We start from the raw sequence: 26,377 nt of genomic DNA, 5'->3' as shown, positions 1-26,377 counted from the left end.
ATGAACCTGCGCCTGTCCCTCTGCCTTGCCGCGCTGCTGCTGCCGACCGTGGCCGCCGCCCGGCCCGCCCAACCCGCGCCCGCGCCGGCACCCGCCGCGCGCCAGGCGGAACTGCCGCGCTGGGAACAGCTGAGCGCCGAACAGCGCGAACTGCTGGTCGCGCCGCTGCGCGACCGCTGGAACGACAACCCGCAGGAGCGCGCACGCATGCTCGAGCGTGCCCAGCGCTGGAAGGAACTGCCGCCGGAGGCGCGCGAACGCGCCCGCCGCGGCATGCGCCGCTTCGAGCAGATGGACCCGGAGCAGCGCCAGCGCGCGCGTGCGATCTTCGAGGCCACCCGGCAGATGACGCCGGAGCAGCGCGAGCGTTTCCGCAAGGAGTGGGAGCAGATGAGCCCGGCGCAGCGCCAGGAATGGCTGCGCGCGCATCCGGCCAGGGACGCGCACTGAGTCGCGCGGGCCGGCCAGCGGCCGGCGGCTCAGGCCGCGGCGGTCGCCGCCGGCGGTTCCGGCCAGGCGGTCTTCGCCAGCAGTTCGTCGTTCCAGTCGAAGGACAGCGCGCCGTCCTTCAGGAACAGGGCCACGAAGTTGAAGACGTTGCGCGCGTACATCTCGCTGGCGTGCACCGCGCCCATGCTGGTCAGGTCGAGCGGACCGGCGATGGTCACGCCGTGGCGCTCGACGGTCTGCCCGCGCTCGGTCAGCTCGCAGTTGCCGCCGGTCTCGGCGGCCAGGTCCACGATCACGCTGCCGGGCTTCATGCCCGCCACCATCGCCGCGCTGATGATCTTCGGGGCCGGCCGGCCCGGCACCGCGGCAGTGCACACGATCACGTCGATGTTGCGTACATGCTCGGCCAGGCGCCGCTGCTGCTCGGCGCGCTCCTCGTCGGTCAGCGCGCGCGCGTAGCCGCCCTCGCCGGCCGCGCTCACGCCCAGGTCGAGGAACTTGCCGCCCAGCGACTCGATCTGCTCGCGGGTCTCCGGGCGCACGTCGAAGCCCTCCACCTGCGCGCCCAGCCGGCGCGCGGTGGCGATCGCCTGCAGGCCGGCCACGCCGGCACCGACCACCAGCACCTTCGAGGGGCGGATGGTGCCGGCGGCGGTGGTGAGCATGGGGAAGAAGCGCGGCGCCAGCTGCGCGGCGATCAGGGTGGCCTTGTAGCCGGCCATTCCGGCCTGCGAGCTGAGCACGTCCATGGCCTGGGCGCGGGTGGTGCGCGGCAGGCGCTCCAGCGGGAACGCCCGGATCCGGCGCGCCTGCAGCGCCGCGGCGCGGGCCGGATCGGCCTGCGGGTGCAGCATGCCCACCAGCACCGCGCCCTCGCGCAGCGCGCCGATCAGTTCCGGCGCCGGCGGCTGCACGCACAGCACCACCTCGGCGCTGGCGCGGGCATCGGCGGCGGCGGGCAGCGCGCCGGCCTCGGCATAGGCCTGGTCGCTGATGCCGGCGCCCAGCCCGGCGCCCGGCTCCACCCGCACCGTGGCCCCCGCGGCGACCAGCTTGCGCACCGTCTCCGGCGTGGCGGCCACGCGGCGCTCGCCAGCGGCGGCTTCCTTCAGCACCAGCACTTCCACTGTCATGCCGCGTCCCCTCGCAATGTCAGATCGGCCGGATGCTAGCAAACGCGGCCGGCGGCGGTTCGATGGTTTCAGCGGCATCCGCCCGCCGCGGGCGCACCCGGGCGGCGGCCCGGACTCAGTGCAAGGTGGCGCTGCCGCGCGCGGCGACCACGCTGTCCAGGCGCTCGATCACGCCCTGCATGGCGGCATCGAACGCGCCCTCGTCGGCCACGTGCATGCGCAGCCGGCCCAGCCGCACCATCGCCGCCAGCTCCTCGGCCGAGGCCACGCAGAAGCGCACGCCGCGGCGGTTGACGAACAGCAGGCGCTGCGAGATCGGGCTGATCCAGGACAGCTTGCCCGGCTGCACGCGGCCGTCCTTGTCGATGAAGTCCAGCCAGGTGCCCACCGGCAGGCCGCGGATGTAGTCGACATCGGCCTTGTCGAAGCCCTGGGCCTCGTCCAGCCCGGCCAGGTCGACCGGGCTGTTCTCCACCGGCGCCGGCTGCGGCAGGGCCACCGCCGGCAGCTCCGGCAGGGCCTTCTCCAGTTCCGGGCGGGCGGCGGCGACCGCCTGCAGGGTGTCGCCCATCGCCGCGATCGCGGCGCTAGCGGCGTCGCCGTGCAGGCCGACGCTGGCCAGCACCTTCAGCAGCGCCGGCTGCCAGGCCTGCAGCCACGGCTTGCCGACCACGTGCCGGCGCGCCTCGGCCACCTCGTCCAGCACGCCGTCGGCCAGCGCCATGGCCTCGACGAAGGCGGCGCCGGCGTCGCCCTCGCGCAGCAGCGCCAGGGTCACGTGGTGCTGCCAGGCGTTGTGCAGGAACTCGGAAATCGCCCGCGGCAGCTCCAGCCCCTCCACGCGCGCCGCCAGCTCCTGCTGGGCGCGCTGGCGCGCCTGCTCCAGGCGCTCCTGGCCCCGCTGGATCTCGGCCGCGCGGCGCTCGGTGATCTCGACCCGGCGGCGGTGCTGCTCGAGGAATTCGCGGAATTCCTCCTCCAGGGTCATGAAGATGGACAGGTTCTCGTTGAACTCGGCCACCAGGCGCTCGATGATCTCCTCGACCTTGGCCAGCAGCGTGCGCTCGGCCGCGCTCTCGCCCTGGTTGCCCTCGCAGGCCTCGGCCAGGGCGTTGAGCAGGCGCCGCGCCGGGTGGGTCTTCTGCACGAACATGCGGCGGTCCAGCAGGGCCACCTTCACGAACGGCACCACCAGGCGGCCGATCAGCTCGCGCGGGCGGTCGGCCAGGTCGCGCTCGTCCAGCAGCACGTCGAACAGCATGCCGACCAGGTCGATCGCGTCCTCGTCCTTGGGATCCAGGCGGGTGCTGGCCGGGTCCACGCCCAGCTGGCTGGCATTGGCCAGGACCTCGCTCTTGAGCCGCTGCGACAGCGACTCGTGCTGGTCGCCGATGGCCGCGCGCAGGGTCGCGGTGGGCGTGGCCTGCAGCAGCGACAGCACCGACAGCATCTCGCGCTGGGTCAGCGGGCGCTGCTGGCCCTGCGCCTGCTGGATGGTGCCGGCCGCCTGCTCGGCGCCGCCGCGCAGCTGGCGGCTGTGCTCCAGCAGGTGGTGCAGGGCTTCCAGCAGCATGCCCTGGGCCGCCGGGTCGCCGGGCAGGAAACCCTGCCCGCCGGCACCGGCACCGGCACCGGCACCCGCGGCCGCAGCGCCGGACGCGGAATGCTCGCCGGCCATGCGCTGGCCGCCGGCCCAGCGCTCCATGAAGCGCGCCGCCCAGGCCGGGGAATACTCCTCCACCGGCGCCTCGGCCCAGGCCTGGCCGGCCTGCGGTTCCTCGGGCACACGTTCGAACAGGTCCTCGCCGGGCGCGGTGGCCGGGCGCGGCGGCGGTGCCGGGCGCGCCGCCGGGCGCGCCGGGGCCGGGCCCTGCACCCCGGCGCGGGCAAGGCGCTGGTCCAGGCCCTCGTAGAGCCGGGCCACCAGCGGCGCCAGGTCGCGCTCGCACAGCTTGATCAGCACCAGGCGCACTTCCGGCGCCAGCTCGCAGGCGGCGAAGGCCTGGTGCACGGCCACGCCGATGTGCTCGGGGCCGATCGGGTTGCTGTCAGCGTCCAGCACCTCGCCCCCGGCCACCCAGGCCAGGCGGCGCTCCAGCCGGGCCAGCACGTCCTTGCATTCGCGCTGCAGGGCGGCGGCCAGGTTGCGCACCGCCAGGCGCGATTCCAGCTCCTGCTCGGAGACCAGGCTCAGCCCGCCCTGCTGCCCGGACAGGGCGCCCTCGGCCGACAGCGGCTCGCCTTGCTCCAGCGCGCGCCAGGCACGGGCCAAGTGCTCGCGGAAGCGCACGGCGATCTCCTCGCGCCGGCGGCGCAGCTCGCGCATGCCGTCCAGGAACAGCAGCTGCGAGGAGCCGGCGCGCTCGGCGCGGTCGAACAGCACGTCGTCGTAGCGCGCCACCGCCACCGCGAAGGCCTCGCCCAGCGCCGGCAGGAAGGCTTCCTTCGCCTGCGCGAGCAGCGCGGCATCGGGGGCCTTCAGGCGGTGGAACTCGGCTTGGGCTGGACTCATGCGCGTGGGGCTCCGGCACGAAGGCGGAGGACATTACGAATGGGGGGCGGCTCCCTACCGCTCCTGTGCATCGTACGTCCTGCTTCCGCGAAGCAACCGTGATCGGGTCGGCAATTCGCGGCTGGCGGTCAGGAACTTTAACAGCAGTGGCGGCTCCTGCCTGCGGTGCCGTGCCCACGCCGCCCGCGCGCCCCGGCCTCCCGCGCCGGCTCACCTATAATTCAATGACTTCGGCAACATACGCCGCCCCCCGCGGCCAGGAGTCCATGCCCACTTTCCCCAGCCTGGAGGCGCTGGACCAGCGCCGTTCCGTCCCGTCCATGCAACTGGGCGAGCCCGGTCCCGACGAGGCCACCCTGCTGCGCATGCTGGCATCGGCGGTGCGGGTGCCCGACCACGGCAAGCTGGTCCCGTTCCGCTTCCTGCGCATTGCCGGCGACGCGCGCCACGCGCTGGGCGAGTTCGTTGCCGCGCGTGCGTTGCAGCGCGACCCGCAGGCACCGCCGGCGGCGGTGGAGAAGGACCGGATGAGGTTTTCCCGCGCCCCGCTGGTGGTGGCGGTGGTCGCCCGCCTCCAGGCCGGGCACAAGGTGCCCGAGCAGGAACAGCTGCTGAGTGCCGGCTGCGCCTGTTTCGCCCTGCTGCAGGCCGCCCAGGCCATGGGCTTCGGTGCGCAGTGGCTGACCGCGTGGATGGCCTACGACCCGGAGGTGGCGCGGGTGCTGGGGCTGGCGGCGAACGAGCGCATCGTCGGCTTCGTCCACATCGGCACGCCACAGGCCGAGGCGCCGGAACGCCCGCGTCCGGATCCCCGCGCCCTGCTGTCGGACTGGGCACCGTGAGCGCCGCCGGGCCAGGCCTGCCCGCCTCCGCGGTGCCCGCGCCACGGCCGCCGCTTTACCTGGTCGACGCCAGCCTGTACGTGTTCCGCGCCTGGCATTCGATGCCCGATGCCTTCCGCGACGCCCAGGGCTGGCCGACCAACGCGGTGCACGGCTTCGCCCGCTTCCTGCTGGAGCTGCTGGAACGCGAGCGCTCGGGGCACATCGCCATCGCCTTCGACGAGGCGCTGGACAGCTGTTTCCGCCACCGCATCTACCCGGCCTACAAGGGCAACCGCGAGCCGGCGCCGGAGGAACTGCGCCGCCAGTTCGCGCACTGCAAGGCGCTTTGCGCGGCGCTGGGCCTGGCGGTGCTGGCGCATACCGAATACGAGGCCGACGACCTGATCGGCAGCGCCCTGCACCGGGCGCGGCCGGCGGGCTTCCGCGGGGTGATCGTCTCGGCCGACAAGGACCTGTCGCAGCTGCTGGGCGAGCACGACGAGCAGTGGGACTTCGCCCGCGGCCAGCGCTGGGGCGCGGCCGGGGTGAAGGCGCGCCACGGCGTACACGCGCACCAGATCGCCGACTACCTGGCCCTGACCGGCGACGCGGTGGACAACATCCCCGGCGTGGGCGGCATCGGCGCCAAGACCGCGGCGGTGCTGCTATCCCACTTCGGCAGCCTGGACGCGCTGCTGGAGCGGGTCGACGAGGTTGCCTTCCTGCGCCTGCGTGGCGCCGCCCAGGTCGCGGCGCGGCTGCGCGAGCAGCGCGAGCTGGCACTGCTGTTCCGCCAGCTGACCACCATCGCCTGCGATGCGCCGCTGGACTACGCCGTCCCGGCCACGCCGCGCGGGGCGGCCGATCCGGAGATGCTGGACGGGCTGGCCACGGCGCTGCGCTTCGGGCCGATGACCCGGCGCCGGCTGCGGATCGCCGCCGGGCTGGAGGAGCCGGCGCCGGCCTGGAGCGACGGCGCCCCGGCCTGAGCGCGGCTGACGCGCGGGCGCCGACGGCTTAGGATCGGGCGCATGGACACCACCGACAAGGACGCCCCGCGCGTCGTCTACGAGGGCCGCTACCAGCGCATGGTCGTGCGCGGGACGTGGGAGTACTCCGAACGCACCCACGCCGGCGGGCTGGCCGCGATCATCCTCGCGGTGACGCCGGAGGACCGGATCCTGTTCGTGGAACAGTTCCGGGTGCCGCTGCAGGCGCGCACGATCGAGATGCCGGCCGGCCTGGTCGGCGACATCGATGCCGGCGAATCGATCGAGGCCTCGGCGATCCGCGAGCTGGAGGAGGAGACCGGCTGGACCGCCGAGCGCGCCGAGGTGCTGATGATCGGCCCCACCTCCTCCGGGGCCAGCAGCGAGAAGGTCGCGTTCGTGCGTGCCACCGGCCTGCGCAAGGTCGGCGAGGGCGGCGGCGACGGCACCGAGGACATCACCGTCCACGAGGTCCCGCGCGCCACCGCCGCGGCCTGGCTGGTGCGCAAGATGGGCGAAGGCTACGAGCTGGACTCCAAGCTCTGGGCCGGGCTGTGGATGATCGAGCATGAACTCGACGGCACCCCGCGTGCCCCCTGACGGCCGGCACGCCACGCTGCTGCAGGCCGGCGACCCTGCGCCGCTGGAGCTGCTGCGCCCCGACGGGACCTCGCCCTGGCTGTTCGTGGTCGACCATGCCGGCCAGGCGATCCCGCGCGCGCTGGGCGACCTGGGCCTGCCGCCGGGCGAGATCGACCGCCACATCGGCTGGGACATCGGCATCGCCGGGGTCGCGCGGCGGCTGGCGGAACTGCTGGACGCCTGGACCATCCTGCAGCCGTACTCGCGCCTGGTGATCGACTGCAACCGGCCGCTGCAGTCTCCGACCTCGATCGTCGAGGCCAGCGACGGTACCCCGGTGCCGGCCAACCTGGGCCTGGACGAGGCCGCCCGCGCCGCGCGCCAGCGCGCGATCTTCCAGCCCTACCACGCACGCATCGCCGCTGCCCTGGACCAGCGCGCGGCCCAGGGCCGCCCGACCCTGCTGGCCACCCTGCACAGCTTCACCCCGTCGATGGCCGGCTTCGACCGCCCCTGGCACTGCGGCGTGCTCTACCACCGCCACACCGCCCTGCCCCACGCCATGCTCGCGGCGCTGCGCGCCGAGGGCGACCTGGTGGTCGGCGACAACCAGCCTTATGCGGTCACCGCGACCAGCGACTACGCGATCCCGGTGCACGGCGAGGCGCGCGGACTGCCGCACGTGGAACTGGAGATCCGCCAGGACCTGATCGCCGACGAGGACGGACAGCTGCTGTGGGCGCAACGGCTGGCGCGGATCTTCGCCGCACTGGCGCCGCGCTTTGCCGGCTGAACCGGCCGCAACGCCAGCCACGCCCGGCGGGAAAGCGTTTCCATCCGGGTCGTCCAAGCCGCCGCGGTTCCGGCATACTCGGTCGGCCAACCTGTTTCACCGAGTCACCATGCCAGGCCACCGCTTCCTTCCTCCGCTCGCCCTGCTGGCCCTGCTGACCGGCTGCGCCATGGGACGTGGCGTGCCGGAACGTTCGGCTTTCGAGACCTTCGAGTCCGCCAACACCTACTCGCGCAGCTTCGACCATTCCCCGGCGCAGACCTGCGAGGCCGCGCGCCGCGCCCTGCTCAGCCAGGGCTTCGTGGTCGGCCGCGCCGAGGCCGACGTGGTCGAGGCACGCAAGTACTTCCAGCACGACGACAACCACGAGCAGGTGGAATTCCGCGCCGTGTGCATGCCGCAGCTGCGCGGCGAGCAGCAGACGGTGGTGTTCGTGAACGCGGTCCAGGACCGCTACGTGCTCCGCCGCAGCAATACCTCCGCCAGCCTGGGCGTGAGCGCGCTAGGCTCGGTCTCGCTGCCGATCGGCTCGATCGAGGATTCGCTGGTCAAGGTGGCCAGCGAGACCCTGCAGGATTCCAACTTCTACAAACGCTTCTTCGCCGTGCTCGAGCGCTTCCTGCCGGAGGAGATCGAGCGCCCCGCGCGGCCGGCGGCGCAGACCCAGCCGATGCTGTTCCCGGTGCAGCAGTACCCGCAACCGACCCCGGGCGAGCTGATGCCGGGCGTGCGGATCGAGGACCTGCCTGCGCCGCCGCCGGCCGTTTCCCCGGCTCCGGCCCAGCCCGCCGGTGCGCCGGAGCCGGCGCCGCCCGCGCCGATGCAGCCGGTGCCGGCGACACCGCCGGCGGGCGGCTGAACCCGCCGCGCGTCCGGCGGCCCGAAGCGGCCCGACGCGCGGATGCCTCGCCTCAGGCGAAGGCGTCGGTGGCGCGCACCAGCGCGTCCACGTTCTCCGGCTCGAACGCCGAGTGGCCCGAGGCCGGGGTGATCTCCAGCTTCGCCTTCGGCCAGGCCCCGTGCAGGTCCCAGGCATTCTGCAGCGGGCAGACCACGTCGTAGCGGCCATGCACGATCACGCCGGGGATGTCGGCGATGCGGTGCGCATCGCGCAGCAACTGGTCCTCGACCTCGAAGAAGCCGCCGTTGACGAAGTAGTGGTTCTCGATCCGGGCGAAAGCCAGGGCGAACCGCGGATCCTCGTGGCTGGTGACGAAGTCCGGGTCCATGTGCAGGAAGCTGGTCGCGCCTTCCCACACGCTCCAGGCCTTGGCCGCGGCCAGGCGGGTGGCCTCGTCCTCGCTGGTCAGGCGGCGGTGGAAGGCGGAGATCAGGTCGTGCCGCTCCACCTCCGGGATCGCCTTGACGTAGTGCTCCCAGGCGTCCGGGAACAGGCGGTTGGCGCCTTCCTGGTAGAACCACTCCAGCTCCCAGCGGCGCAGCATGAAGATGCCGCGCAGCACCAGCTCGGTGACCCGCTGCGGGTGGGTTTGCGCATAGGCCAGCGCCAGGGTCGAGCCCCAGCTGCCGCCGAACACCTGCCAGCGCTCGATGCCGAGCTTTTCGCGCAGCTTCTCGATGTCGGCCACCAGGTGCCAGGTGGTGTTGTCGACCAGGTCGGCGTGCGGGGTGGAACGGCCGGCGCCGCGCTGGTCGAACAGCACGATGCGGTACTTCGCCGGGTCGTGGAAGCGCCGCATCTTCGGGCTGCAGCCGCCGCCGGGGCCGCCGTGCAGCAGCACCACCGGCTTGCCTTCCGGGTTGCCGCACTCTTCGTAGTACAGCTCGTGGCGGCCGTCGACCTTGAGGGTGCCGGTCGCGTACGGTTCGATCTCGGGATACAGGCTGCGCATGCGGATTCCTTGCGGCGGAAAGCGCCCATTGTATCGGGCGTCCCGCGCACGCCCCGCCTCAGCCGGGACGGCGCCCGTAGCTGACCCGGTCGCGCTGTTCCAGGTCCTGCGCCGTGGCCACTTCCACGAAGCCGGCCTGCCCCAGCAGCGCACGCACGGCCGCGCCCTGGTCCCAGCCGTGCTCCAGCAGCAGCCAGCCGCCGGGGACCAGGTGCGCCGGGGCGGTGGCCACGATCATGCGGATCGCATCCAGGCCGTCGGGCCCGGAAGCCAGTGCGCGGGGCGGCTCGTGGCGCAGGTCGCCCCGGGCCAGGTGCGGATCGCCTTCGGCGATGTACGGCGGATTGCTGGCCACCAGGTCGAAGCGGTCGCGGCCCAGGGCCTGGCACCAGTCGCCGCGGCGGAACCAGACGTTGCCGATGCCATTGGCCTGGGCGTTGCGCACCGCGACGGCAAGGGTGGCCTTGGCCACGTCGGTGGCGACCACCGCCGCCAGCGGCCGCTCGCTGGCGATGGCCAGGGCGATGGCGCCGGTACCGGTGCCCAGGTCGGCCACCCGCACCGGCTCGTCGGCCGGCAGGCGTTCCAGCGCCAGCTCCACCAGCAGCTCGGTTTCCGGGCGCGGGATCAGGGTGTCTGGGGTGGTTTCCAGGTCCAGGGTCCAGAAGCCGCGGCGCCCGGTCAGGTAGGCCACCGGCTCGCCGGCCTGGCGGCGCGCCAGCAGCGCGCGATAGGCCCCGGCCTGGTCCGCCGGGACCGGATCGTCGCCATGGGCGAACAGCCAGGCGCGGTCCTGCTGCAATGCATGCAGCAACAGGGGCTCGGCATCCTCGCGCGGCAGCCGGCCGGCGGCCTCCTGCAACAGGGTCCTGGGGGTGGGAGCTTGGGTTTGTTCCATCGCGCCACCATGAAGCAGGGCAAGGGGAATTGCCAAGCTTGATGATTCAGGAGAGGAATTCTCCGGATTCGATAGATGGAACCTATCTATCCAATCCTTTCAATTGATTTGCCCTGTCTATCAAGAGCGCCTAGCATGGCGTCTCAGTTTTCACCCCAACCGAGAGAGGACCCATGTCCCTGATCAACACCACTGTCCAGCCCTTCAAGGCCAATGCCTTCCGCAACGGCGAGTTCATCGAAGTCACCGATGCCGACCTGAAGGGCAAGTGGTCGGTCGTGATCTTCATGCCGGCTGCCTTCACCTTCAACTGCCCGACCGAGGTCGAGGACGCCGCCAACAACTACGCCGAGTTCCAGAAGGCCGGTGCCGAGGTCTACGTCGTGACCACCGACACCCACTTCTCGCACAAGGTGTGGCACGAGACCTCCCCGGCTGTGGGCAAGGCCCAGTTCCCGCTGGTCGGCGACCCGACCCACCAGCTGACCCGCGCCTTCGGCGTGCACATCGAGGAAGAGGGCCTGGCCCTGCGCGGCACCTTCATCATCAACCCGGAAGGCGTGATCAAGACCATGGAGGTCCATGACAACGCCATCGCCCGCGACGTTTCCGAGACCCTGCGCAAGCTGAAGGCTGCCCAGTTCGTCGCCGCCAACCCGGGCCAGGTCTGCCCGGCCAAGTGGAAGGAAGGCGCCAAGACCATCGCTCCGTCGCTGGACCTGGTCGGCAAGATCTAAGGCCGTACCCGCCCCGGCGCCCGCGCCGGGGCATCCCTCCCCTGCCCAAGGCGGGGGAGTGGACCGGAGCCATCGCATCCCACGCAGCCGCCGCGCCGCGGCACGCCACGCAGGCCGCGTCGGCTCCGGTCCACTTCCCCATCCACGGGCGCCCGCCACGGCGGGCGCCACGGTGGCGGCTTGCCCGCCGCCGGACCCACTTTCCACTTCCCGGAGTCGCCCCGATGTTGGACGCCAACCTCAAGACCCAGCTGCAGGCCTACCTGGAACGCCTGACCCGCCCGGTGCACCTGGTCGCCTCGCTCGACGACGGCGACAGCTCCAAGGAGATGCTCGAGCTGCTGCAGGACATCGAGGGCCTGTCGCCGCAGGTGAGCCTGGAGGTGCGCCGCGACGACGCCGAGCGCAAGCCCTCCTTCGCCATCACCAGCCCCGGCCAGGACATCAGCCTGCGCTTCGCCGGCCTGCCGATGGGCCACGAGTTCACCTCGCTGGTGCTGGCCCTGCTGCAGGTGGGCGGCCACCCGTCCAAGGCCGCGGCCGAGGTGATCGAGCAGGTGAAGTCGCTGCAAGGCGAGTTCAGCTTCGAGACCTATTTCTCGCTGTCCTGCCAGAACTGCCCGGACGTGGTCCAGGCGCTGAACCTGATGGCGGTGCTGAACCCGAACATCAGGCACGTGGCCATCGACGGCGCCCTGTTCCAGGACGAGGTCGAAGCGCGCCAGGTGATGTCGGTGCCGGCGGTGTTCCTCAACGGCGAACTGTTCGCCTACGGCCGCATGGGCCTGGAGGAGATCGTGGCCAAGCTCGACACCGGCGCCGAGGCGCGCGAGGCGGCGAAGATCGCGCAGAAGGCCCCGTTCGACGTGCTGGTGGTCGGCGGCGGCCCGGCCGGCGCCGCGGCGGCGATCTACGCCGCGCGCAAGGGCATCCGCACCGGCGTGGCGGCCGAGCGCTTCGGCGGCCAGGTGCTGGACACCATGGCGATCGAGAACTTCGTCTCGGTGCAGTACACCGAGGGCCCGAAGCTGGCCGCCGCGCTGGAGCAGCACGTGCGCGAGTACGACGTGGACGTGATGAACCTGCAACGCGCGCAGGCCCTGGTCCCGGCCGGCGCCGACGGCCTGGTCGAGGTGAAGCTGGCCAACGGCGCCTCGCTGAAGTCGAAGACCGTGATCCTGGCCACCGGCGCACGCTGGCGGCAGATGAACGTCCCCGGCGAGGACCAGTACCGCACCCGCGGCGTGGCCTACTGCCCGCACTGCGACGGCCCGCTGTTCAAGGGCAAGCGCGTGGCGGTGATCGGCGGCGGCAACTCCGGCGTGGAGGCGGCGATCGACCTGGCCGGCATCGTCGGCCACGTCACCCTGCTGGAGTTCGACGGCAAGCTGCGCGCCGACGAGGTGCTGCAGCGCAAGCTGCGCAGCCTGCCGAACGTGACCATCATCACCAGCGCCCAGACCACCGAGGTGCTCGGCGACGGGCAGAAGGTGACCGGCCTGGTGTACAAGGACCGTGTCGGCGGCGACAGCCACCGCCTCGAACTGGAGGGCATCTTCGTGCAGATCGGCCTGCTGCCCAACACCGAGTGGCTCAAGGGCACGCTGGAGCTGAGCCCACGCGGCGAGATCGTGGTCGACGAGCGCGGCCAGACCAGCCTGCCGGGCGTGTTCGCCGCCGGCGACTGCACCACGGTGCCGTACAAGCAGATCGTGATCGCGGTCGGCGAGGGCGCCAAGGCCTCGCTGGCGGCGTTCGACCACCTGATCCGCACCTCGGCCCCGGCCGCCTCCATCCCGGCGGAGGAAGTCGGCGCCTGACGCGGCGGGCGGGCCCCGCCCGCCCGTCCCCCGGCGGGAACGAAGCAATGAACCTGCGCGACCTCAAATACCTGGTGGCCCTGGCCGATCACAAGCACTTCGGCCGCGCGGCCGCGGCCTGCTACGTCAGCCAGCCGACCCTGTCCACCCAGATCCGCAAGCTGGAGGACGAGCTGGGCGTGCCGCTGGTGGAACGCGCGCCGCGCAAGGTGATGCTCACCCCCGCCGGGCGCGAGGCCGCCGAACGCGCCCGCCGCATCGTCGCCGAGGTCGAGCAGATGAAGGAAGCGGCACGCCGCAGCCAAGACCCGGAAGCGGGCACGGTGCGGCTGGGCATCTTCCCCACCCTGGCGCCGTACCTGCTGCCGCACGTGGTGCCGCGCGTGCTCGAGCGCTTCCCGCACCTGGAACTGCTGCTGGTGGAGGAGAAGAGCGACGAGCTGCTGGCGCGCCTGCGCGAGGGCAAGCTGGACGCGGCGATCCTGGCCCTGCCGGTGCACGACGACCAGCTGCACGCAGAGTTCCTGTTCGAGGAGCCGTTCGTGCTGGCAGTGCCCGGGCAGCACCCGCTTGCGCGGCGCGCGAACGTGACCCTGGACGAGCTGGCCGAGCAGCGCCTGCTGCTGCTGGAGGACGGCCATTGCCTGCGCGAACAGGCGCTGGACGTGTGCCGGGTATCCGGCGCGCACGAGAAGACCGGGTTCCGCGCCACCAGCCTGGAAACCCTGCGGCAGATGGTGGCCGCCAACGTCGGCGCGACCCTGTTGCCGGTGCTGGCGGTCAAGCCGCCGGTGGCGCAGTCGGACAACATCCACCTGCTGGGCTTCTCCGACTCCCACCCCAGCCGCAGCCTGGCCATGGTCTGGCGCCGCAGCTCGGCGATGGGCAGCTTCCTGGTGCGGCTGGCGGCGGTGGTCGGCGACCTGCCGCCGGACCTGCTGGCGCCCCAGTGCGGCCTGCCGGCGGCCCCTGCCGCCACGGCCGGGACCACGGCCCGCGCCTGAACACCCCCGGCGCCGCGCCTGCGGGCGCTTGAAACCATTCCTGTTACCGGCTACGGTGCAGGCACAAACCCGATGACCCGAGGCGGATGCGGAAACGCGCCCGCCTTTTCTTCATGCGCGCCCGGCGCGCCCCCAACCGTGAGGTATACCGATGTCGACAACCCAGCCCGTCAGCGGCCTGCCCCCTTCGCTGATCGTTTCCGCCCGCGACATGGCCCGCCTGGAGGCCATGCTCGACTCCCCGGTCCTGAGCCGCCATCCCGCCGCGATCGCGCTGATGGACGAGCTCAACCGGGCCGAAGTGGTACCGCCGGAACAGGTGCCGGCGGACGTGGTGACCATGCACTCGCAGGTCGAGTGCGAGGACGAGGCCAGCGGCGAGAAGCACGTGCTCACCCTGGTCTATCCCAACGAGGCGGACGTGGAGAAGGGCCGCGTCTCCGTGCTGGCCCCGGTCGGCACCGCCCTGCTTGGCCTGTCCGTGGGCCAGAGCATCGACTGGCAGGCACCGGGCGGGCGCCCGTTGCGGCTGCGGGTCACCGCGGTGCGTTACCAGCCCGAAGCCGCCGGCGACCTGCATCGCTGAGCTGACTGGCGCGGGTCGCGCGGGCCGGGCAACCCGGCAGGCGGCGCGACCCGGCGCAACCGGCGCCGGACCGTTACCGGCGCCCCATCGGACGGATCAAAGCCACTGCTGCCACGGCAGGTCGGTGTCGCCCAGGGCGATGAAGTCGCCGTTGAGCAGGGTCTCGCGCCGGTTGTAGCGGAACGGCTTGCCGGTGTCGGCCGCCAGCAGCGCACCGCCGGCGGCGTGCAGCACGCACTGGCCGGCCGCGGTGTCCCACTCCGAGGTGGGGCCGAAACGCGGGTACACGTCCAGCCGGCCCTCGGCGATGCGGCAGAACTTCAGCGACGAACCCAGCGCCACTTCCTCGATCTCGCCCATGCGGTCCAGCACCGCCTGGGTGCGGGCGTCGCGGTGCGAGCGGCTGGCCGCCACCCGCAGCGGCGCGCTGGCCGGGGAGCGCACGCGCAGCGGTTCGTCGCGCTGGCCGTCGCGGCGGTAGGCCGCCTCGCCGCGCACCGCGTGCCACACCTGGCCGCCGACCGGCGCCTGGACCACGCCCAGCACCGGCGCGCCCTGCACCACCAGGGCGATGTTCACGCTGAACTCGTCGTTGCGCTTGACGAACTCGCGGGTGCCGTCCAGCGGGTCGACCAGCCAGTAGCTTTGCCACAGGCGGCGGACCTCCCACGGCACTTCCGCCGATTCCTCCGACAGCACCGGCAGTTCCGGGGTCAGGCGCTGCAACCCCTCGACGATGATCCGGTGCGCGGCCATGTCCGCCGCGGTCAGCGGGCTGGCGTCCTGCTTGTGGGTGACCTCGAAGCCCTCCCGGTAGATCTCCATGATCGCCTCGCCTGCCTGGCGGGCGATGGCGATGACGGTCTCGCGCAGGTCGACGGTGATCCGGGTCATCGCCGCGCCAGCCACTCGCGTGCCACGAACAGCGCCGCCAGCGAGCGCCCCTCGGAGAAATCCTCTCGCAACATCAGTCGGTCCAGTTCCTGCAGCTTCCAGGGAATGACTTCCAGCTCCTCCGGCTCGTCGCCGGGCAGCCGCTCGGGATACAGGTCGCGCGCCAGCACCAGCCAGGAGACGTGGCCCATGTAGGTCGGCACCAGGGTCAGCTGGCGCAGCACGTCCAGGCGCCGTGCGCCGTAGCCGGCCTCTTCCTTCAGCTCGCGGTTGGCGGCCTGTTCCGGGGTCTCGCCCGGATCCATGCGCCCCTTCACCAGGCCCAGCTCGTAGCGGTTGACGCCGGCGGCGTACTCGCGCACCAGCAGCACGGTGTCCTCGTCCAGCAGCGGCACCACCACCACCGCGCCGGGGCCACGCGGCACCATGCGCTCGAAGCGCCGGCGCTCGCCGTTGGAGAATTCCAGGTCCAGCCGCTCCAGGCGGTACGGGCCGGCATCCTCCGTGGTGATGCCGTGGATGACAGGCAGCCGCCGGCTCACGGCAACGCTCCGCGATCCGGCCCGGGAGCGACCGTTATCATGGACGGATGCAGGAACGTATTCATCAGCAGGCCATGCTAGCAGAGACACCGGTGCCAGCGGACGCGCCCTGGCGCGCACGCGACCTGGCCGTGCTCTGGCACCCGTGCACGCAGATGCGCGAGCATCCGGACGTGCTGCCGCTGGTCCCGATCGAGCGCGGCGAGGGGGCGTGGCTGCACGGCTACGACGGACGCCGCTACCTGGACGCGGTCAGCAGCTGGTGGACCAACCTGCACGGGCATGCCGAACCGCGCATTGCCGAGGCCATCGCCCGCCAGGCCCGCAGCCTGGAACAGGTGATCCTGGCCGGTTTCTCGCACGCCCCTGCCATCGAGCTGGCCGAGCGCCTGCTGGCCATCGCCCCGCGCCAGCCCGGCCGCGCCCCGCTGTCGCGCGTGTTCTATGCCGACAACGGCTCGGCCGGAGTGGAGGTGGCGCTGAAGATGGCCTTCCACTGGTTCCGCAACCGCGGCGAGGAGCCGCGCACCCGCTTCATCGCCCTGGAGAACGGCTACCACGGCGAGACCCTGGGCGCGCTGGCGGTGGGCGACATCCCGCTGTACCGGCGGGTGTACGCGCCGCTGCTGGCCGAGGCCCTGTTCGCGCCCTCGCCCGACGCCTACATGGCCCGCCCCGGCGAGAGCGACGAGCAGTGCGCGCTGCGCGCGGCCGACGCCCTGGCCGACCTGTTCGACCAGCACCCGGGCGAGATCTGCGCCCTGATCCTGGAGCCACGCCTGCAGTGCGCCGGCGGCATGCGCATGCACCATCCGGCCTACCTGCGCCGGGCGCGCGAGCTGTGCGACGCCAACGGCGTGTTCCTGGTCGCCGACGAGATCGCCACCGGCTTCGGCCGCACCGGCACCATGTTCGCCTGCGAGCAGGCCGGCATCGCCCCGGACCTGCTGTGCCTGTCCAAGGGCCTGACCGGCGGCTTCCTGCCGCTGGCCGCCGTGCTCGCCAGCCAGACCATCTACGAAGGCTTCCTCGACGACTCGCGCGAGCGCGCCTTCCTGCATTCGCACAGCTACACCGGCAATCCGCTGGCCTGCGCCGCGGCGTTGGCCTCGCTGGACATCTTCGAAGTCGATGGCGTGCTGGAGCGCAACCGCACCACCGCCGCACGCATGGCCACCCTGGCCGCGCAGGTGGGCGCCGGCAGCCGGCATGTCGCCGACGTGCGCCAGGCCGGCATGGTCGTGGCCTTCGAACTCGCCCGGGACGGCGCCCGCGACACGCCGTTCGACCCGGCGCTGCGGGTCGGCCTGCGCGCCTACCGCGCCGCGCTGGAACGGGGCGTGCTGCTGCGCCCGCTGGGCGACGTCCTGTACTGGATGCCGCCGTACTGCATCGACGAGGCCCAGCTGCAGCTGCTGGCCGAAACCACCGCCGCCGCCATCGCCGAGGGCACCGCATGCGCCTGACCCGCTGCCACGTCGAGCTGCCGCTGCAGCCCGGCACCACCGTCGTCCTGCCCGAGCACGCCGGCAACCACCTGGCGCGGGTGCTGCGCCTGCGCGAGGGCGACCCCTGCGTGCTGTTCAACGGCGACGGCCACGACTACGCGGCGCGCCTGGCCGCGGTCGGCAAGCGCGAAGTCAGCGCCGAGGTGGTGTCGGCCAGCACGGTGGACAACGAGTCGCCGCTGCGCATCGTGCTGCTGCAGGGCATCGCCCGCGGCGAGAAGATGGACCTGATCCTGCAAAAGGCCACCGAGCTGGGCGTGGCCGCGATCGTGCCGGTCAACGGCGAGCGCACCGAGGTGCGGCTGGACGCCGAGCGCGCGCAGAAGCGGCTGGCGCATTGGCGCAGCGTGGTCGGGTCGGCCTGCGGGCAATCCGGCCGCGCGCGCGTGCCGGAGGTGCATGCGCCGGCGGCGCTGGACGCGGCTGCCGCGGCGCTGCCGGGCAATGCCCTGCGCCTGCTGCTGGATCCGCAGGGCGAACACCGCCTGGCCTCGCTGCAGCTGCAGGACACGGACACGGTGGTGGTGGCGATCGGCCCGGAAGGCGGCTGGTCGCCGCGCGACCGCGAGGTGCTGCACGCCGCCGGCTTCCGCGGCCTGCGCCTGGGCCCGCGGGTGCTGCGCACCGAGACCGCGGGCCTGGCGGCGATCGCCGCGCTGCAGGCGCGTTTCGGCGACCTCTGACCCGGACACGGAAAAACACCGGCGCGAGGCCGGTTCCATGCGTGCCCTGCATGCGCCGGCCACGGCCGGCGCCAGGGTCAGGCGATCGCGCCCAGGGCGTCGACCACCAGCTGCTCGATGCCTTCCAGGTCCGGCAGCAGCGCGCCCTGCTCGCCCAGCAGCACGCGCATCTGCACGCCGCGCGGCAGTTCGTCCTCGGATGCGTCGGCCAGCAGGCTGTCGCGCGGCACCGAGACCAGCTGCGGGAACGAGGTGGTCTGCAGCGCGAAGTACGGCAGTCCCTCGTCGCCGCCCAGCGCCTTGAGCACCACCACGCGGATGCGCCCCGGCGGATCGCCGCCCAGCCCGGCGAGGCGGGCGAAGTCGACCAGCGGAACGTCCCACCCGTGCCAGGCGACATGGCCCGGCAGCCAGCCCGGCGTGCCTTCCAGAGGCTGCACCTCCACCCGCGCCAGCACCTCGGCCACGGTGGCATTGGGCAGCAGCAGGCGCTCCTGGCCCGACTGGATCATGACGCCGCGGATTTCGTCGCTCTTGAATGCCATCTGCAGGTCTTCCTCCGCGCGCCGGGCTCAGCCCAGGCGCGCCACAAGCTGGTTGGCCAGCATCGCCGGCGCGGCCAGCGGGGCGCCGCCGGCCTCCAGCATGCGGGCCGCGGTGGGGTCGTAGCAGCCGTCCAGCGCCTGGCCGGCGACATAGGCGCCGCGCGCGGCCAGCGCCAGCACCGCGTCCATGCGCGCCGGCTCGGCGCCGCTGAGCACCAGCACCGCGCTCTCGGTCGGCGGCAGTGCCTCCACCGGCTCGTGGCCGGGGCCGGCGTCGATGAAGCGCAGGCCATTGCCGGCCGGTTCCACGCCCACGCCGTCGGGCAGCACGTAGGCCGAGCCCGGAGCCACGGCGTCGCCGGGCATGGCCAGCGCCACCGGCACGGGCGAGACCCGCGCCATCTGCTTGACCAGGTTGTCGTAGCGGCCGCCGTCCAGGCGCAGCTGCACCAGCACCGGCTGCGGGAAACCGGCCGGCAGCGCGCCGAGCAGCTTGCGCACCGCGTCCGGGCCGCCGATGCCGGCCAGTACCAGCACCGCACCCTTGGCCACCGGCGCGCCGGTATCGACCGGCTCCAGCTCGACCAGCGAGAGGTTGCTGAAGTCCGGCAACGGCGGCGGCGCGGCAGCCGGGGCCGGGCCCGGGGTGGCCGGGGCGTCGTCGGCCAGGGTCCACGCCGAGGGCTCTGGCAGAGGCGGCGGCACCGCGGGCGCGGCGGCCGGGGCCTCCGGCTCCAGCGCGGGGGCCGCGCGCTCCCAGGGCGCGTGCTCGTCCCAGGCCAGGGCGGCGCTGCCGTCCTCCCACGGCGCGGGCGCCGGCGGCGCCTCCACCGCGGGCAGCGGCGGCGGCAGGTCCGGCGGCAGCTGCGCGGCCAGGTCCACGGTTTCGCCACCCAGCGCCAGGTCCGCGTCGATGCCGGCATGCGCCTGCTGCAACGCAGCCGGGCGGCCGGGCTGCAGCTGCGCCGAGAAGTCGATGTCGTGCTCGCGGCCGGGCGGCAGCACGTCGTCGTGGCCGTGCAGCTTGGCCGCCAGGTGGCGGATCCAGCGCTGCGCCTCCCAGCCGTCGCGGCGCGCGGCCAGGTCGGCCTCGTCGAAGATCACCAGCAGGTCCGGCGACTCCAGCACCGGCTCCAGCGCCACCAGCGCGTCCTCCACCGCCGGCTCCAGCGCCACCAGCACCGCCTGCGCGCCGATCCCGGCCAGGGTGGCCAGGTCCAGCTCGACCGGGTCGGCTTCCAGCACCACGTTGCCGCCGGCGGCGTCCAGCGCCTGGCGCAGCCGCTCCCGGGCCGCGCCCTGGCGGGCCAGCAATGCGACCGTCTTCGAGGAATCAGTCGCGGGCACGGGCGATCCCCAGCAGGTCGTACACGTTTCGCATCAGGTCCAGTTCCTGGTACGGCTTGCCCAGGTACCGCTGGACGCCGATCTCGAACGCACGCTGGCGGTGCTTCTCGCCGGTACGCGAGGTGATCATCACGATCGGCACGCCGCGGAAGCGCGCGTCGGCGCGCATCGCGGTCGCCAGCTCGTAGCCGTCCATGCGCGGCATCTCGATGTCCAGCAGCATGAGGTCGGGCACGCGCTCTTCCAGCTTCTCCAGCGCCTCGATGCCGTCGCGCGCGGTCACCACCTCGAAGTTGTGGCGTTCCAGCACGCGGCCGGTGACCTTGCGCATGGTCAGCGAGTCGTCGACCACCATCACCAGCGGCACGTGGCGCTGCTGCTGCGCCTCGGCCTCGGCGGCCGGGCGCTGCGGCTGCGCCAGGTGGCGGCGCACCAGCGGGGCGACGTCGAGGATCACCACCACGCGGCCGTCGCCGGTGATGGTGGCGCCGTAGATGCCCGGCACCGACGCGATCTGCATGCCGACCGGCTTGACCACGATTTCGCGGTTGCCGACCACCTGGTCGATCGCCACCGCGGCGCGCAGGTCGCCGGCGCGCACCAGCAGCAGCGGTACCTGGGCCTGGCCCTCGGCCTTGGCCGGGCCCTGCCCGACCAGCAGGCCGAGGTCGTGCAGCGCGTATTCCTCGCCTGCGTAGCGGTAGCCACCGGTGCCGCTCTCGAAGCGCTCGCGCGAGATCCGGCCGATGCCGCTGACCGAGGCCACTGGCACCGCGTAGGTGGTCTCGCCGATCTGCACGAACACCGCCTGGGTGACCGCCAGGGTCTGCGGCAGGCGCAGGGTGAAGGTCACGCCGCGGCCGACCACCGAGTGGATTTCCACGGTGCCGCCGAGCTGGCGCACTTCGTTGCGGACCACGTCCATGCCCACGCCGCGGCCGGCCAGCTGGCTGACCTGCTCGGAGGTGGAGAAGCCGGCCTCGAAGATCAGCGAATCCAGCTCGGTGTCGGTGAGCACCGCGCCCGGCTTGAGCAGGCCGCGCTGCTCGGCGCGGCGGCGGATCGCGTCGCGGTCCAGGCCGCGGCCGTCGTCGGACACCTGCAGCACGATTTCCGAGCCCTCGTGGCGCAGGGCGATGGTGATCGTGCCTTCCTCGCTCTTGCCCGCGGCCACGCGCTCGGCCGGGGTCTCCAGGCCGTGCGCCACCGAGTTGCGCAGCATGTGCTCGATCGGCGCGACCATGCGGTCGAGCACGTTGCGGTCCAGTTCGCCGTGGGTGCCGTCCAGGCGCAGCTGCACCTGCTTGCCGGTGTCGTGGCCGGCCTGGCGGACCACGCGGCGCAGGCGTGGCACGACGCTGTCGAACGGCACCATGCGCGCGCTCATCAGGCCGTCCTGCAGGTCCGAGCTCACGCGCGACTGCTGCTGCAACAGCACGTCGTACTGGCGGGCCAGGTCCTCGAGCACGCCCTGCAGGCCGGTAAGGTCGGCGGCGGACTCGTTCAGCGCGCGGCTGAGCTGCTGCAGGGTGGAGAAGCGGTCCAGCTCCAGCGGGTCGAAGGTCGGGTCGGCGCTGTCCTGCTCGCGCTGGTAGCGGGCGACGATCTGCGCCTCGGTCTCCAGGTCCAGGCGGCGCAGCTGGTCGCGCAGTCGGGCGTTGGTGCGGTCCAGCTCGGCCATGGCCGCGCGGAACGCGCCCAGCTGCTGCTCCAGGCGGGCGCGGTAGATCGCCACTTCGCCGGCGTGGTTGACCAGGTTGTCCAGCAGGTCGGCGCGCACGCGCACCTGTTCCTGCGGGGCGCGCGGGGCGATGGCTTCCTCGGCCGGCGCCTCGGCTTCCTCGTCCACCGGGGCCGACAGCGGCGGCAGCGCCGCGGCGGTGGCGGCCAGCTGGACCTCGGCGGCGACATGCACCGGCTGCGGCTGCGGCTGCGGCGCGGCAGCCGGAGCAGCCTCGGCGTGCGGCTGCGCGGCCTCGGTGGGCGCCGCGGCGGCCGGCGCAGCGGCCGGGACGTCGTCCGCGACCGCGGGCACGGCCTCGCCGCGGATGCGCGCCTCGAACGCGGCGATCAGCGCGTGCGGCATGGCGGTGGCGCGGTGGGCACGGGTCTGCACCAACAGCTGGTGCAGGGTGTCGAAGCCGCGTTCCAGCAGCTGCACGTCACCGCGGCCCAGCTCGGTGCGATGCTCGGCGGCCGCTTCCAGCAGCGACTCGATCACGTGGCCGAGGTCGCCGATGGTGGCGATGCCGGCCATGCGCGCGCCGCCCTTGAGCGTGTGCAGGTCGCGCTGCAGGCCGATGATCGCCTCGCGCGCGGTGCTGTCGGCGCGCAGTTCCACCAGCAGCGCGTCGATGTGGTCGAGCAGGTCGCCGCCTTCCTCGACGAAGATGTCGACCAGGTCGCGGTCCAGCTCGCTGAAGTCCAGCATCGGCGCGTCGGCCGGCGCCACCTCGGTTTCCGCCGGCAGTACCGGGGCGGCGGCGGGTGCCTCGGCGGCAACCGCGGGCGCCTCGGCCACCTCCGGCTGCACCGGCGCTTCCGCGGCCGGCTCGTCCGGGGCCGCAGTGGTTGCGGTCGCGGGGACTTCCGGCGCGGCCGCTTCCAGCGCGGCCTCGATGGCCTCGTGCAGCGGCGCCAGCACCGGGTCCGGGCTCGCGGCCACCGGCCCGGCCGCGGCCATGGAGGCGTCGTCGACGGCCGGCGCGGGACTTTCTTCCGCCACCGGCGCAATGCCGGCCGGCTCCACGGCGCCGCTGTCGGCCACCGGCTCCAGGTTCCAGTCCGCGGCTGCCGGCTCGATGGCCGGCTCCACGGCGACCGGCGGGTCGATGGTGGCCTGCGCGATGGCCGGCGGTTCGGCCGCCGGGGCGGCGGGCTCCGCGGCGACCTCGGGCGGGGTCCAGTCGAAGCTGAAATCGCCCGCATCGGTCGCAGCCTCTTCGCTGCCCGCGGGCGCGGCCGGCATGGCCTCGCCGGCGAAATCGGACGCGGCGCTGGCGTCCGCGCCGGCGAGCGGCTGCTCCACCTCCCACTGCCGGACGGCCGGGGCGCTGGTTTCCGGGGCCGCCGTCCCGGCGGCGTCCAGGTTCCAGTCCGGCACCTGGGGTGCCGCGGGCGCGGCACTGCCGGCATCGACCGCGGCCGGCTGGGCCTCGTCGCCACCCAGCGCGTCGACCAGGAAGCCGCTGAGGTCGACGCCGGTGAGTTCCATCGACGGATCCGGCGCCGCCGGCACGGCCGCGGCTTCGTCCTCGAGGATTTCCGGCTGCGACCAGCGCGCCTCCGGCAGGGTGTCGGCCATCGCCCGCAGGCGCGCGGCCAGCGCGGCATAGCTGGGGATACGCGGCGACTCGGCCTGCAGCGCCTGGATGCAGGCGCGGATCGTGGCCGCGGTGTCGGCCAGGGTCTGCACTTCCTCCGCGGAAGGCACGTGGCCGGCGGCGATGCCGCGCTTGATGTAGGTCTCGGCCGCGTCGGTGACCGCGGTGATCTCCGGCACGTCGGTCATCGCGAACGCGCCGTTCATGGTGTGCATGGCGCGCAGCAGCGGATCGTTGACCGCCTGCGGCGCCTGGCGCGCGGCGGCAATCCACGCGTCCACCGTCTCCAGGTGGGTGGCGACCTCGGTCTCGAGGATCTCGCGCAGCACGCTGTCGACCGAGGCCGGGGTGCCTTCGTCCACCACGGCGGCCACGGCCGCCGGCGGCGCCGGCATCGAGTAGAACGCTTCCTCGCCGGCGGCGATGCGCTCGGCCACCGACTCGATCGCGTGCAGGTCCAGGGCAAGCGCGCCGGTGCCGCGCAGCGCGGCATCGAACTGCGGCAGCACCTCGGTGGCCTGCTGCACCATCGCGACCACCGCCGGGCTGGCCGGACGGGTGCCGTCGAGCACGCGGTTGAGCATGCTCTCGATCTTCCAGGCGAACTCGCCCAGGGCACTGGCGCCGACCAGGCGGCCACTGCCCTTGAGCGTGTGGAACACGCGGCGGATCGGACGCAGGCGTTCCAGGTCGTCCGGCGCGCGCAGCCACAGCGGCAGCAGGCGCGCGAGGTTGCCGCGCTCTTCCTCGAACTCCTCCAGGAAGACTTCGCGGATGTCGGCGTCGATGTCCTGGTTGTCGTCGAAGCCGCCGTTGCGGGTGGCGGCAGGTGCCGGTGCGGCCGGCACGACCCCCGGCGGCGCCGGCGGCACGGCCGGGGCGGCACCGACCGAGGCCGGCGGGATCGCCGCGGCGGCGGCGGCCATCTCGGCCAGCAGCGGATCGACGGACCCGGCGGCCGGAGCGGCCTCGCCACTGGCGGGAGCCGGAGCGGCCGGAGCGGCCGGGGCGGCCGGCGCGCTCGCCGGCGGCGCGGCTTCGGCGGCCGGCGGCTCGGCCGGCACGCGCGGACGGATGTGCACGGTCAGGTCCAGCCACTGGCCATGGCTGGCCGCGGCAGGCTCGGCCGGGGCGACCGGCGGCACCACGGCGGGCGCTTCCGGCAGCGGCGGTGGAACCGGGGCGGTCGGGGCCGGTGCGGATTCGGACGCGCTGGCGACGAACACCGGCTCCTCGTCGGCCGGCAGCGGCGGCGGCACCGCGGCGGTACCGGCATCCGGGGCAGCGGCGGCGGCTTCGGCAATGTATTCGCCGGACACCGGGTCGTAGACGAAGCGCGGAGCGTCGCCCAGCGACGGGATCGCCGGCGGCTGCGGCACCACCGGCGGCAGTTCGACCTCCAGCGCCGGAGCTTCCAGCACTTCGCGGACCGGACCGGCGATATCGGCCGGTTCCGGTGCGGCGACCGGGGCCGGCGACAGTTCGACCGAATCCCAGTCCAGGCCGGCCGGCGCGGCCGGCGCCTGCGGCGCGGCGGCAACCGGTTCCGGGGCGGGCAGCGGCGGCGGCACGGCGGCGGCCGGGGTGCTCGCCGGCGCCGCGGCCGCGGGGGCCTCGGCGGCGTGGGCGTCCGGCAGCGGCCAGTAGTTCAGGCTTTCCAGGCTGCTGCGCGCGATCTCCAGGATCTCGGCGCGGTTGGGCCGGCGGTCGCGCAGCGCCTCCAGGTAGTACTCCAGGCTGGCCATGGCGTCGGCCAGGGTGTCCAGCTGGCGGCCGCTGGGCACGCGCCGGCGCCCGATCAGCTCGGTCAGGATGTAGCGGCGCACGCCTTCCAGGTAATCGGCCGGTTCGCCCAGCTCGAGCATGCGCAGCGCGCCGGCCACTTCCTCCAGCAGGCGCGGCACCGATTCCAGCCGGGCATGGTCCCAGTTGGTCTCGATGAAGGCGACGAAGTCCTCGCGCGCGGCGGCGAAGTTGGCCAGCGCCTCGTGCGCCAGCACCTCCACCGTGCGCCGGGCCTCGGCCGCGGCGGCGTCCTCCGCGCCCTCCTCGCCCGCGCCCAGGCTGGCAACCTGGTCGTCGAGGGTGGCGTCCACGTAGAGCAGCGCGCCGGCGATGTCCAGCAGCGCGCCCTCGCTCGCCGGCGCGTTGCCGGCGGCGATGGCCTGCAGCGCGTCGCGCTGCTGCAGCACCACGTCGCGGGCCACGCCCAGGCCGAGCATGCCCAGGGTGTCGGCCACCCGGGTCAGGTCGGCGGCCTGCGGCTGCAGCGCGGCGACGTCGCCGCCGGTGCGCAGGTGCAGGTCCAGCGCGTCCTTCACCCGCAGCAATTCCTCCTTGACCACCCCGCCGACGGTGTTGAGCAGGTCGCGGTTGCGGCCGGCCAGGCTGCCGCGGGCGTGGTCCAGCTCGGCCTCGCTGGGCATCTGCGCGTCCAGGTCGAACGCGCGGCGCAGTTCATCCAGCGCCGGGTGCGGCGTGCGCGCGTAGGCGACCGCGTACAGCAGCTGGCGGGTCGGCTCCTGGGTCGACACGCCGCGCGAGGCGGCCGGCAGGGCCTCGTTCTCGCTGGCCTGCTGCAACGCGCGCAGCGCGGCGGCGAAGGCGCCGCGCAGGTTCTCGTTGCCGGCCAGGGCGCCGTCGCGCAGCGCGGCGGTCACCGAGGACAGCACCCACAGCATGCGCCGGGTGGTCTCGTGGCTGGCGTTGCGCAGCAGTTCGGCGGTCGCCTCGGCCAGCATCGCGGTGTCGCCGGGGGCGCCGTTCTCCGGCCACGCCAGCATCGCTTCCTGGAAACGGCGCAGGGCGGCGGCGACCAGGTCCTGGCGCTGCGCCCACGGCAGCGCGGAGGGCGCCGGCAGCTGCGCCGGCAGCGGCGCGCTCAGGTCCGGGGCGAACAGCACGCTCTCGTTGAGTCCGGCGGCACCGCGCGCGGCGCGGATGTCGTTGAGCAGCGGCAGCAGCACGATCGGGATGTCGCGATGGCCGTTCTGCAGGCGCTCCAGGTAGTCGGGCAGCAGCACGGTGCCGCGCATCAGGGTGGCGCAGGCCTCGTCGCGGTCGTTGGCCGCGCCCTGCTGCAGGGCCTGGGCCAGCAGCTCCATCTCCTCGGCGACCATCGCCGGGGCGTACAGCTCGACCATCCGCAGCGTGCCCTGCACCTGGTGCAGGTAGCCGGCGCAGAAGCGCATGCGGCTGCTGTCGGAGGGGTTCTCGACGAACGCCTCGATCTCCCCGCGCGCCTGGCGCAGGGTCTCGTCCAGCTCGGGCTTGACCCAGCCGAGTACGGCGTGGCTCATCGCGTCGCGCAGCGCACTCATGCCTGCCCCCATGCCGCCGGGCAGCCAAGGCGCG

At 73.5% G+C, this 26,377-nt stretch carries 21 protein-coding genes; 12 read left to right on the top strand and 9 right to left on the bottom strand.

What is annotated here, in order from left to right; translation table 11 throughout:
* Complete coding sequence (locus EIM48_RS07875) at positions 1-450, top strand: DUF3106 domain-containing protein (protein ID WP_019397136.1); 450 nt, start codon at positions 1-3, stop codon at positions 448-450.
* Between the two features lie 29 nt (positions 451-479).
* Here the strand turns inward: EIM48_RS07875 and EIM48_RS07870 are convergent, their stop codons facing one another.
* The gene (locus EIM48_RS07870; protein ID WP_125111433.1) at positions 480-1,583 is read right to left on the bottom strand and encodes an NAD(P) transhydrogenase subunit alpha; all 1,104 of its coding nucleotides are present in this window, start codon (positions 1,581-1,583) and stop codon (positions 480-482) included.
* A 115-nt stretch (positions 1,584-1,698) separates the two neighbouring features.
* Positions 1,699-4,095, bottom strand: a complete 2,397-nt coding sequence (locus tag EIM48_RS07865) for a DUF1631 domain-containing protein (protein ID WP_125111432.1) — start codon at positions 4,093-4,095, stop codon at positions 1,699-1,701.
* A 266-nt stretch (positions 4,096-4,361) separates the two neighbouring features.
* On the opposite strand from EIM48_RS07865, the gene EIM48_RS07860 reads away from it, so the two are divergent.
* From EIM48_RS07860 to EIM48_RS07840, 5 genes are all read left to right on the top strand, one after another.
* The gene (locus tag EIM48_RS07860; protein WP_019397056.1) at positions 4,362-4,937 is read left to right on the top strand and encodes a nitroreductase; all 576 of its coding nucleotides are present in this window, start codon (positions 4,362-4,364) and stop codon (positions 4,935-4,937) included.
* Complete coding sequence (locus EIM48_RS07855) at positions 4,934-5,908, top strand: 5'-3' exonuclease H3TH domain-containing protein (protein WP_125111431.1); 975 nt, start codon at positions 4,934-4,936, stop codon at positions 5,906-5,908. The genes EIM48_RS07860 and EIM48_RS07855 overlap by 4 nt, the downstream gene beginning before the upstream one ends.
* Before the next feature lie 42 nt (positions 5,909-5,950).
* A complete protein-coding gene (locus EIM48_RS07850; RefSeq protein WP_019397054.1) occupies positions 5,951-6,508 on the top strand; it encodes an NUDIX hydrolase in 558 nt (185 codons plus the stop codon).
* Positions 6,477-7,283, top strand: coding sequence for an N-formylglutamate amidohydrolase (locus EIM48_RS07845; RefSeq protein WP_199728401.1), 807 nt, complete (start codon positions 6,477-6,479; stop codon positions 7,281-7,283). Before EIM48_RS07850 ends, EIM48_RS07845 begins: the two co-directional genes overlap by 32 nt.
* A gap of 109 nt (positions 7,284-7,392) precedes the next feature.
* Complete coding sequence (locus EIM48_RS07840) at positions 7,393-8,142, top strand: DUF2242 domain-containing protein (protein ID WP_125111430.1); 750 nt, start codon at positions 7,393-7,395, stop codon at positions 8,140-8,142.
* 52 nt (positions 8,143-8,194) lie between these two features.
* Here the strand turns inward: EIM48_RS07840 and pip are convergent, their stop codons facing one another.
* Positions 8,195-9,136, bottom strand: a complete 942-nt coding sequence (gene pip, locus EIM48_RS07835; protein WP_028915661.1) for a prolyl aminopeptidase — start codon at positions 9,134-9,136, stop codon at positions 8,195-8,197.
* A gap of 58 nt (positions 9,137-9,194) precedes the next feature.
* On the bottom strand, positions 9,195-10,034 hold the full coding sequence (gene prmC / locus EIM48_RS07830) for a peptide chain release factor N(5)-glutamine methyltransferase (protein ID WP_026010732.1): 840 nt from the start codon (positions 10,032-10,034) through the stop codon (positions 9,195-9,197).
* Positions 10,035-10,207: 173 nt separating this feature from the next.
* Here prmC and ahpC point away from each other — a divergent pair, with 173 nt between their 5' ends.
* The 4 genes from ahpC to rnk all read left to right on the top strand — a co-directional run bounded on the left by ahpC (position 10,208) and on the right by rnk (position 14,181).
* On the top strand, positions 10,208-10,771 hold the full coding sequence (gene ahpC / locus EIM48_RS07825) for an alkyl hydroperoxide reductase subunit C (protein WP_019399642.1): 564 nt from the start codon (positions 10,208-10,210) through the stop codon (positions 10,769-10,771).
* A 224-nt stretch (positions 10,772-10,995) separates the two neighbouring features.
* Positions 10,996-12,591, top strand: a complete 1,596-nt coding sequence (gene ahpF / locus EIM48_RS07820) for an alkyl hydroperoxide reductase subunit F (RefSeq protein ID WP_125076682.1) — start codon at positions 10,996-10,998, stop codon at positions 12,589-12,591.
* A 47-nt stretch (positions 12,592-12,638) separates the two neighbouring features.
* Positions 12,639-13,595, top strand: coding sequence for a LysR substrate-binding domain-containing protein (locus tag EIM48_RS07815; RefSeq protein WP_019399640.1), 957 nt, complete (start codon positions 12,639-12,641; stop codon positions 13,593-13,595).
* 151 nt (positions 13,596-13,746) lie between these two features.
* Entirely contained in the window at positions 13,747-14,181 is a 435-nt protein-coding gene (rnk, locus tag EIM48_RS07810) for a nucleoside diphosphate kinase regulator (protein ID WP_019399639.1), read from the top strand.
* A gap of 96 nt (positions 14,182-14,277) precedes the next feature.
* On the opposite strand, the gene cysQ is transcribed toward rnk, so the two are convergent.
* Both cysQ and nudE read right to left on the bottom strand, forming a co-directional pair.
* Positions 14,278-15,075 carry a 3'(2'),5'-bisphosphate nucleotidase CysQ gene (gene cysQ, locus EIM48_RS07805; RefSeq protein WP_019399638.1) on the bottom strand — a complete coding sequence of 266 codons (798 nt, stop codon included), beginning with the start codon at positions 15,073-15,075 and terminating at the stop codon, positions 14,278-14,280.
* Positions 15,072-15,617, bottom strand: a complete 546-nt coding sequence (nudE, locus tag EIM48_RS07800) for an ADP compounds hydrolase NudE (RefSeq protein ID WP_019399637.1) — start codon at positions 15,615-15,617, stop codon at positions 15,072-15,074. The genes cysQ and nudE overlap by 4 nt, the downstream gene beginning before the upstream one ends.
* 47 nt (positions 15,618-15,664) lie before the next feature.
* On the opposite strand from nudE, the gene bioA reads away from it, so the two are divergent.
* Both bioA and EIM48_RS07790 read left to right on the top strand, forming a co-directional pair.
* Entirely contained in the window at positions 15,665-17,083 is a 1,419-nt protein-coding gene (bioA, locus tag EIM48_RS07795; protein WP_125111429.1) for an adenosylmethionine--8-amino-7-oxononanoate transaminase, read from the top strand.
* Entirely contained in the window at positions 17,074-17,808 is a 735-nt protein-coding gene (locus EIM48_RS07790) for a 16S rRNA (uracil(1498)-N(3))-methyltransferase (protein ID WP_028915667.1), read from the top strand. The genes bioA and EIM48_RS07790 overlap by 10 nt, the downstream gene beginning before the upstream one ends.
* 77 nt (positions 17,809-17,885) lie before the next feature.
* On the opposite strand, the gene EIM48_RS07785 is transcribed toward EIM48_RS07790, so the two are convergent.
* Genes EIM48_RS07785 through EIM48_RS15555 form a run of 3 tightly spaced genes read right to left on the bottom strand, consistent with a single transcriptional unit; the run spans position 17,886 to position 26,343 of the window.
* Positions 17,886-18,353, bottom strand: a complete 468-nt coding sequence (locus EIM48_RS07785) for a chemotaxis protein CheW (RefSeq protein ID WP_019399634.1) — start codon at positions 18,351-18,353, stop codon at positions 17,886-17,888.
* A 27-nt stretch (positions 18,354-18,380) separates the two neighbouring features.
* The gene (locus tag EIM48_RS07780) at positions 18,381-19,700 is read right to left on the bottom strand and encodes a chemotaxis protein CheB (RefSeq protein WP_125111428.1); all 1,320 of its coding nucleotides are present in this window, start codon (positions 19,698-19,700) and stop codon (positions 18,381-18,383) included.
* Positions 19,687-26,343: an Hpt domain-containing protein gene (locus EIM48_RS15555; RefSeq protein ID WP_233581655.1), complete on the bottom strand. Its 6,657-nt coding sequence runs from the start codon at positions 26,341-26,343 to the stop codon at positions 19,687-19,689. The genes EIM48_RS07780 and EIM48_RS15555 overlap by 14 nt, the downstream gene beginning before the upstream one ends.
* Positions 26,344-26,377: the final 34 nt, after the last annotated feature.

This window comes from Pseudoxanthomonas sp. SGNA-20, from assembly GCF_003931635.1.
Lineage (GTDB): Bacteria > Pseudomonadota > Gammaproteobacteria > Xanthomonadales > Xanthomonadaceae > Pseudoxanthomonas.
The sequence above is the reverse complement of the archived record's forward strand: the minus strand, read 5'-3'. Positions and strand labels throughout refer to the sequence as shown.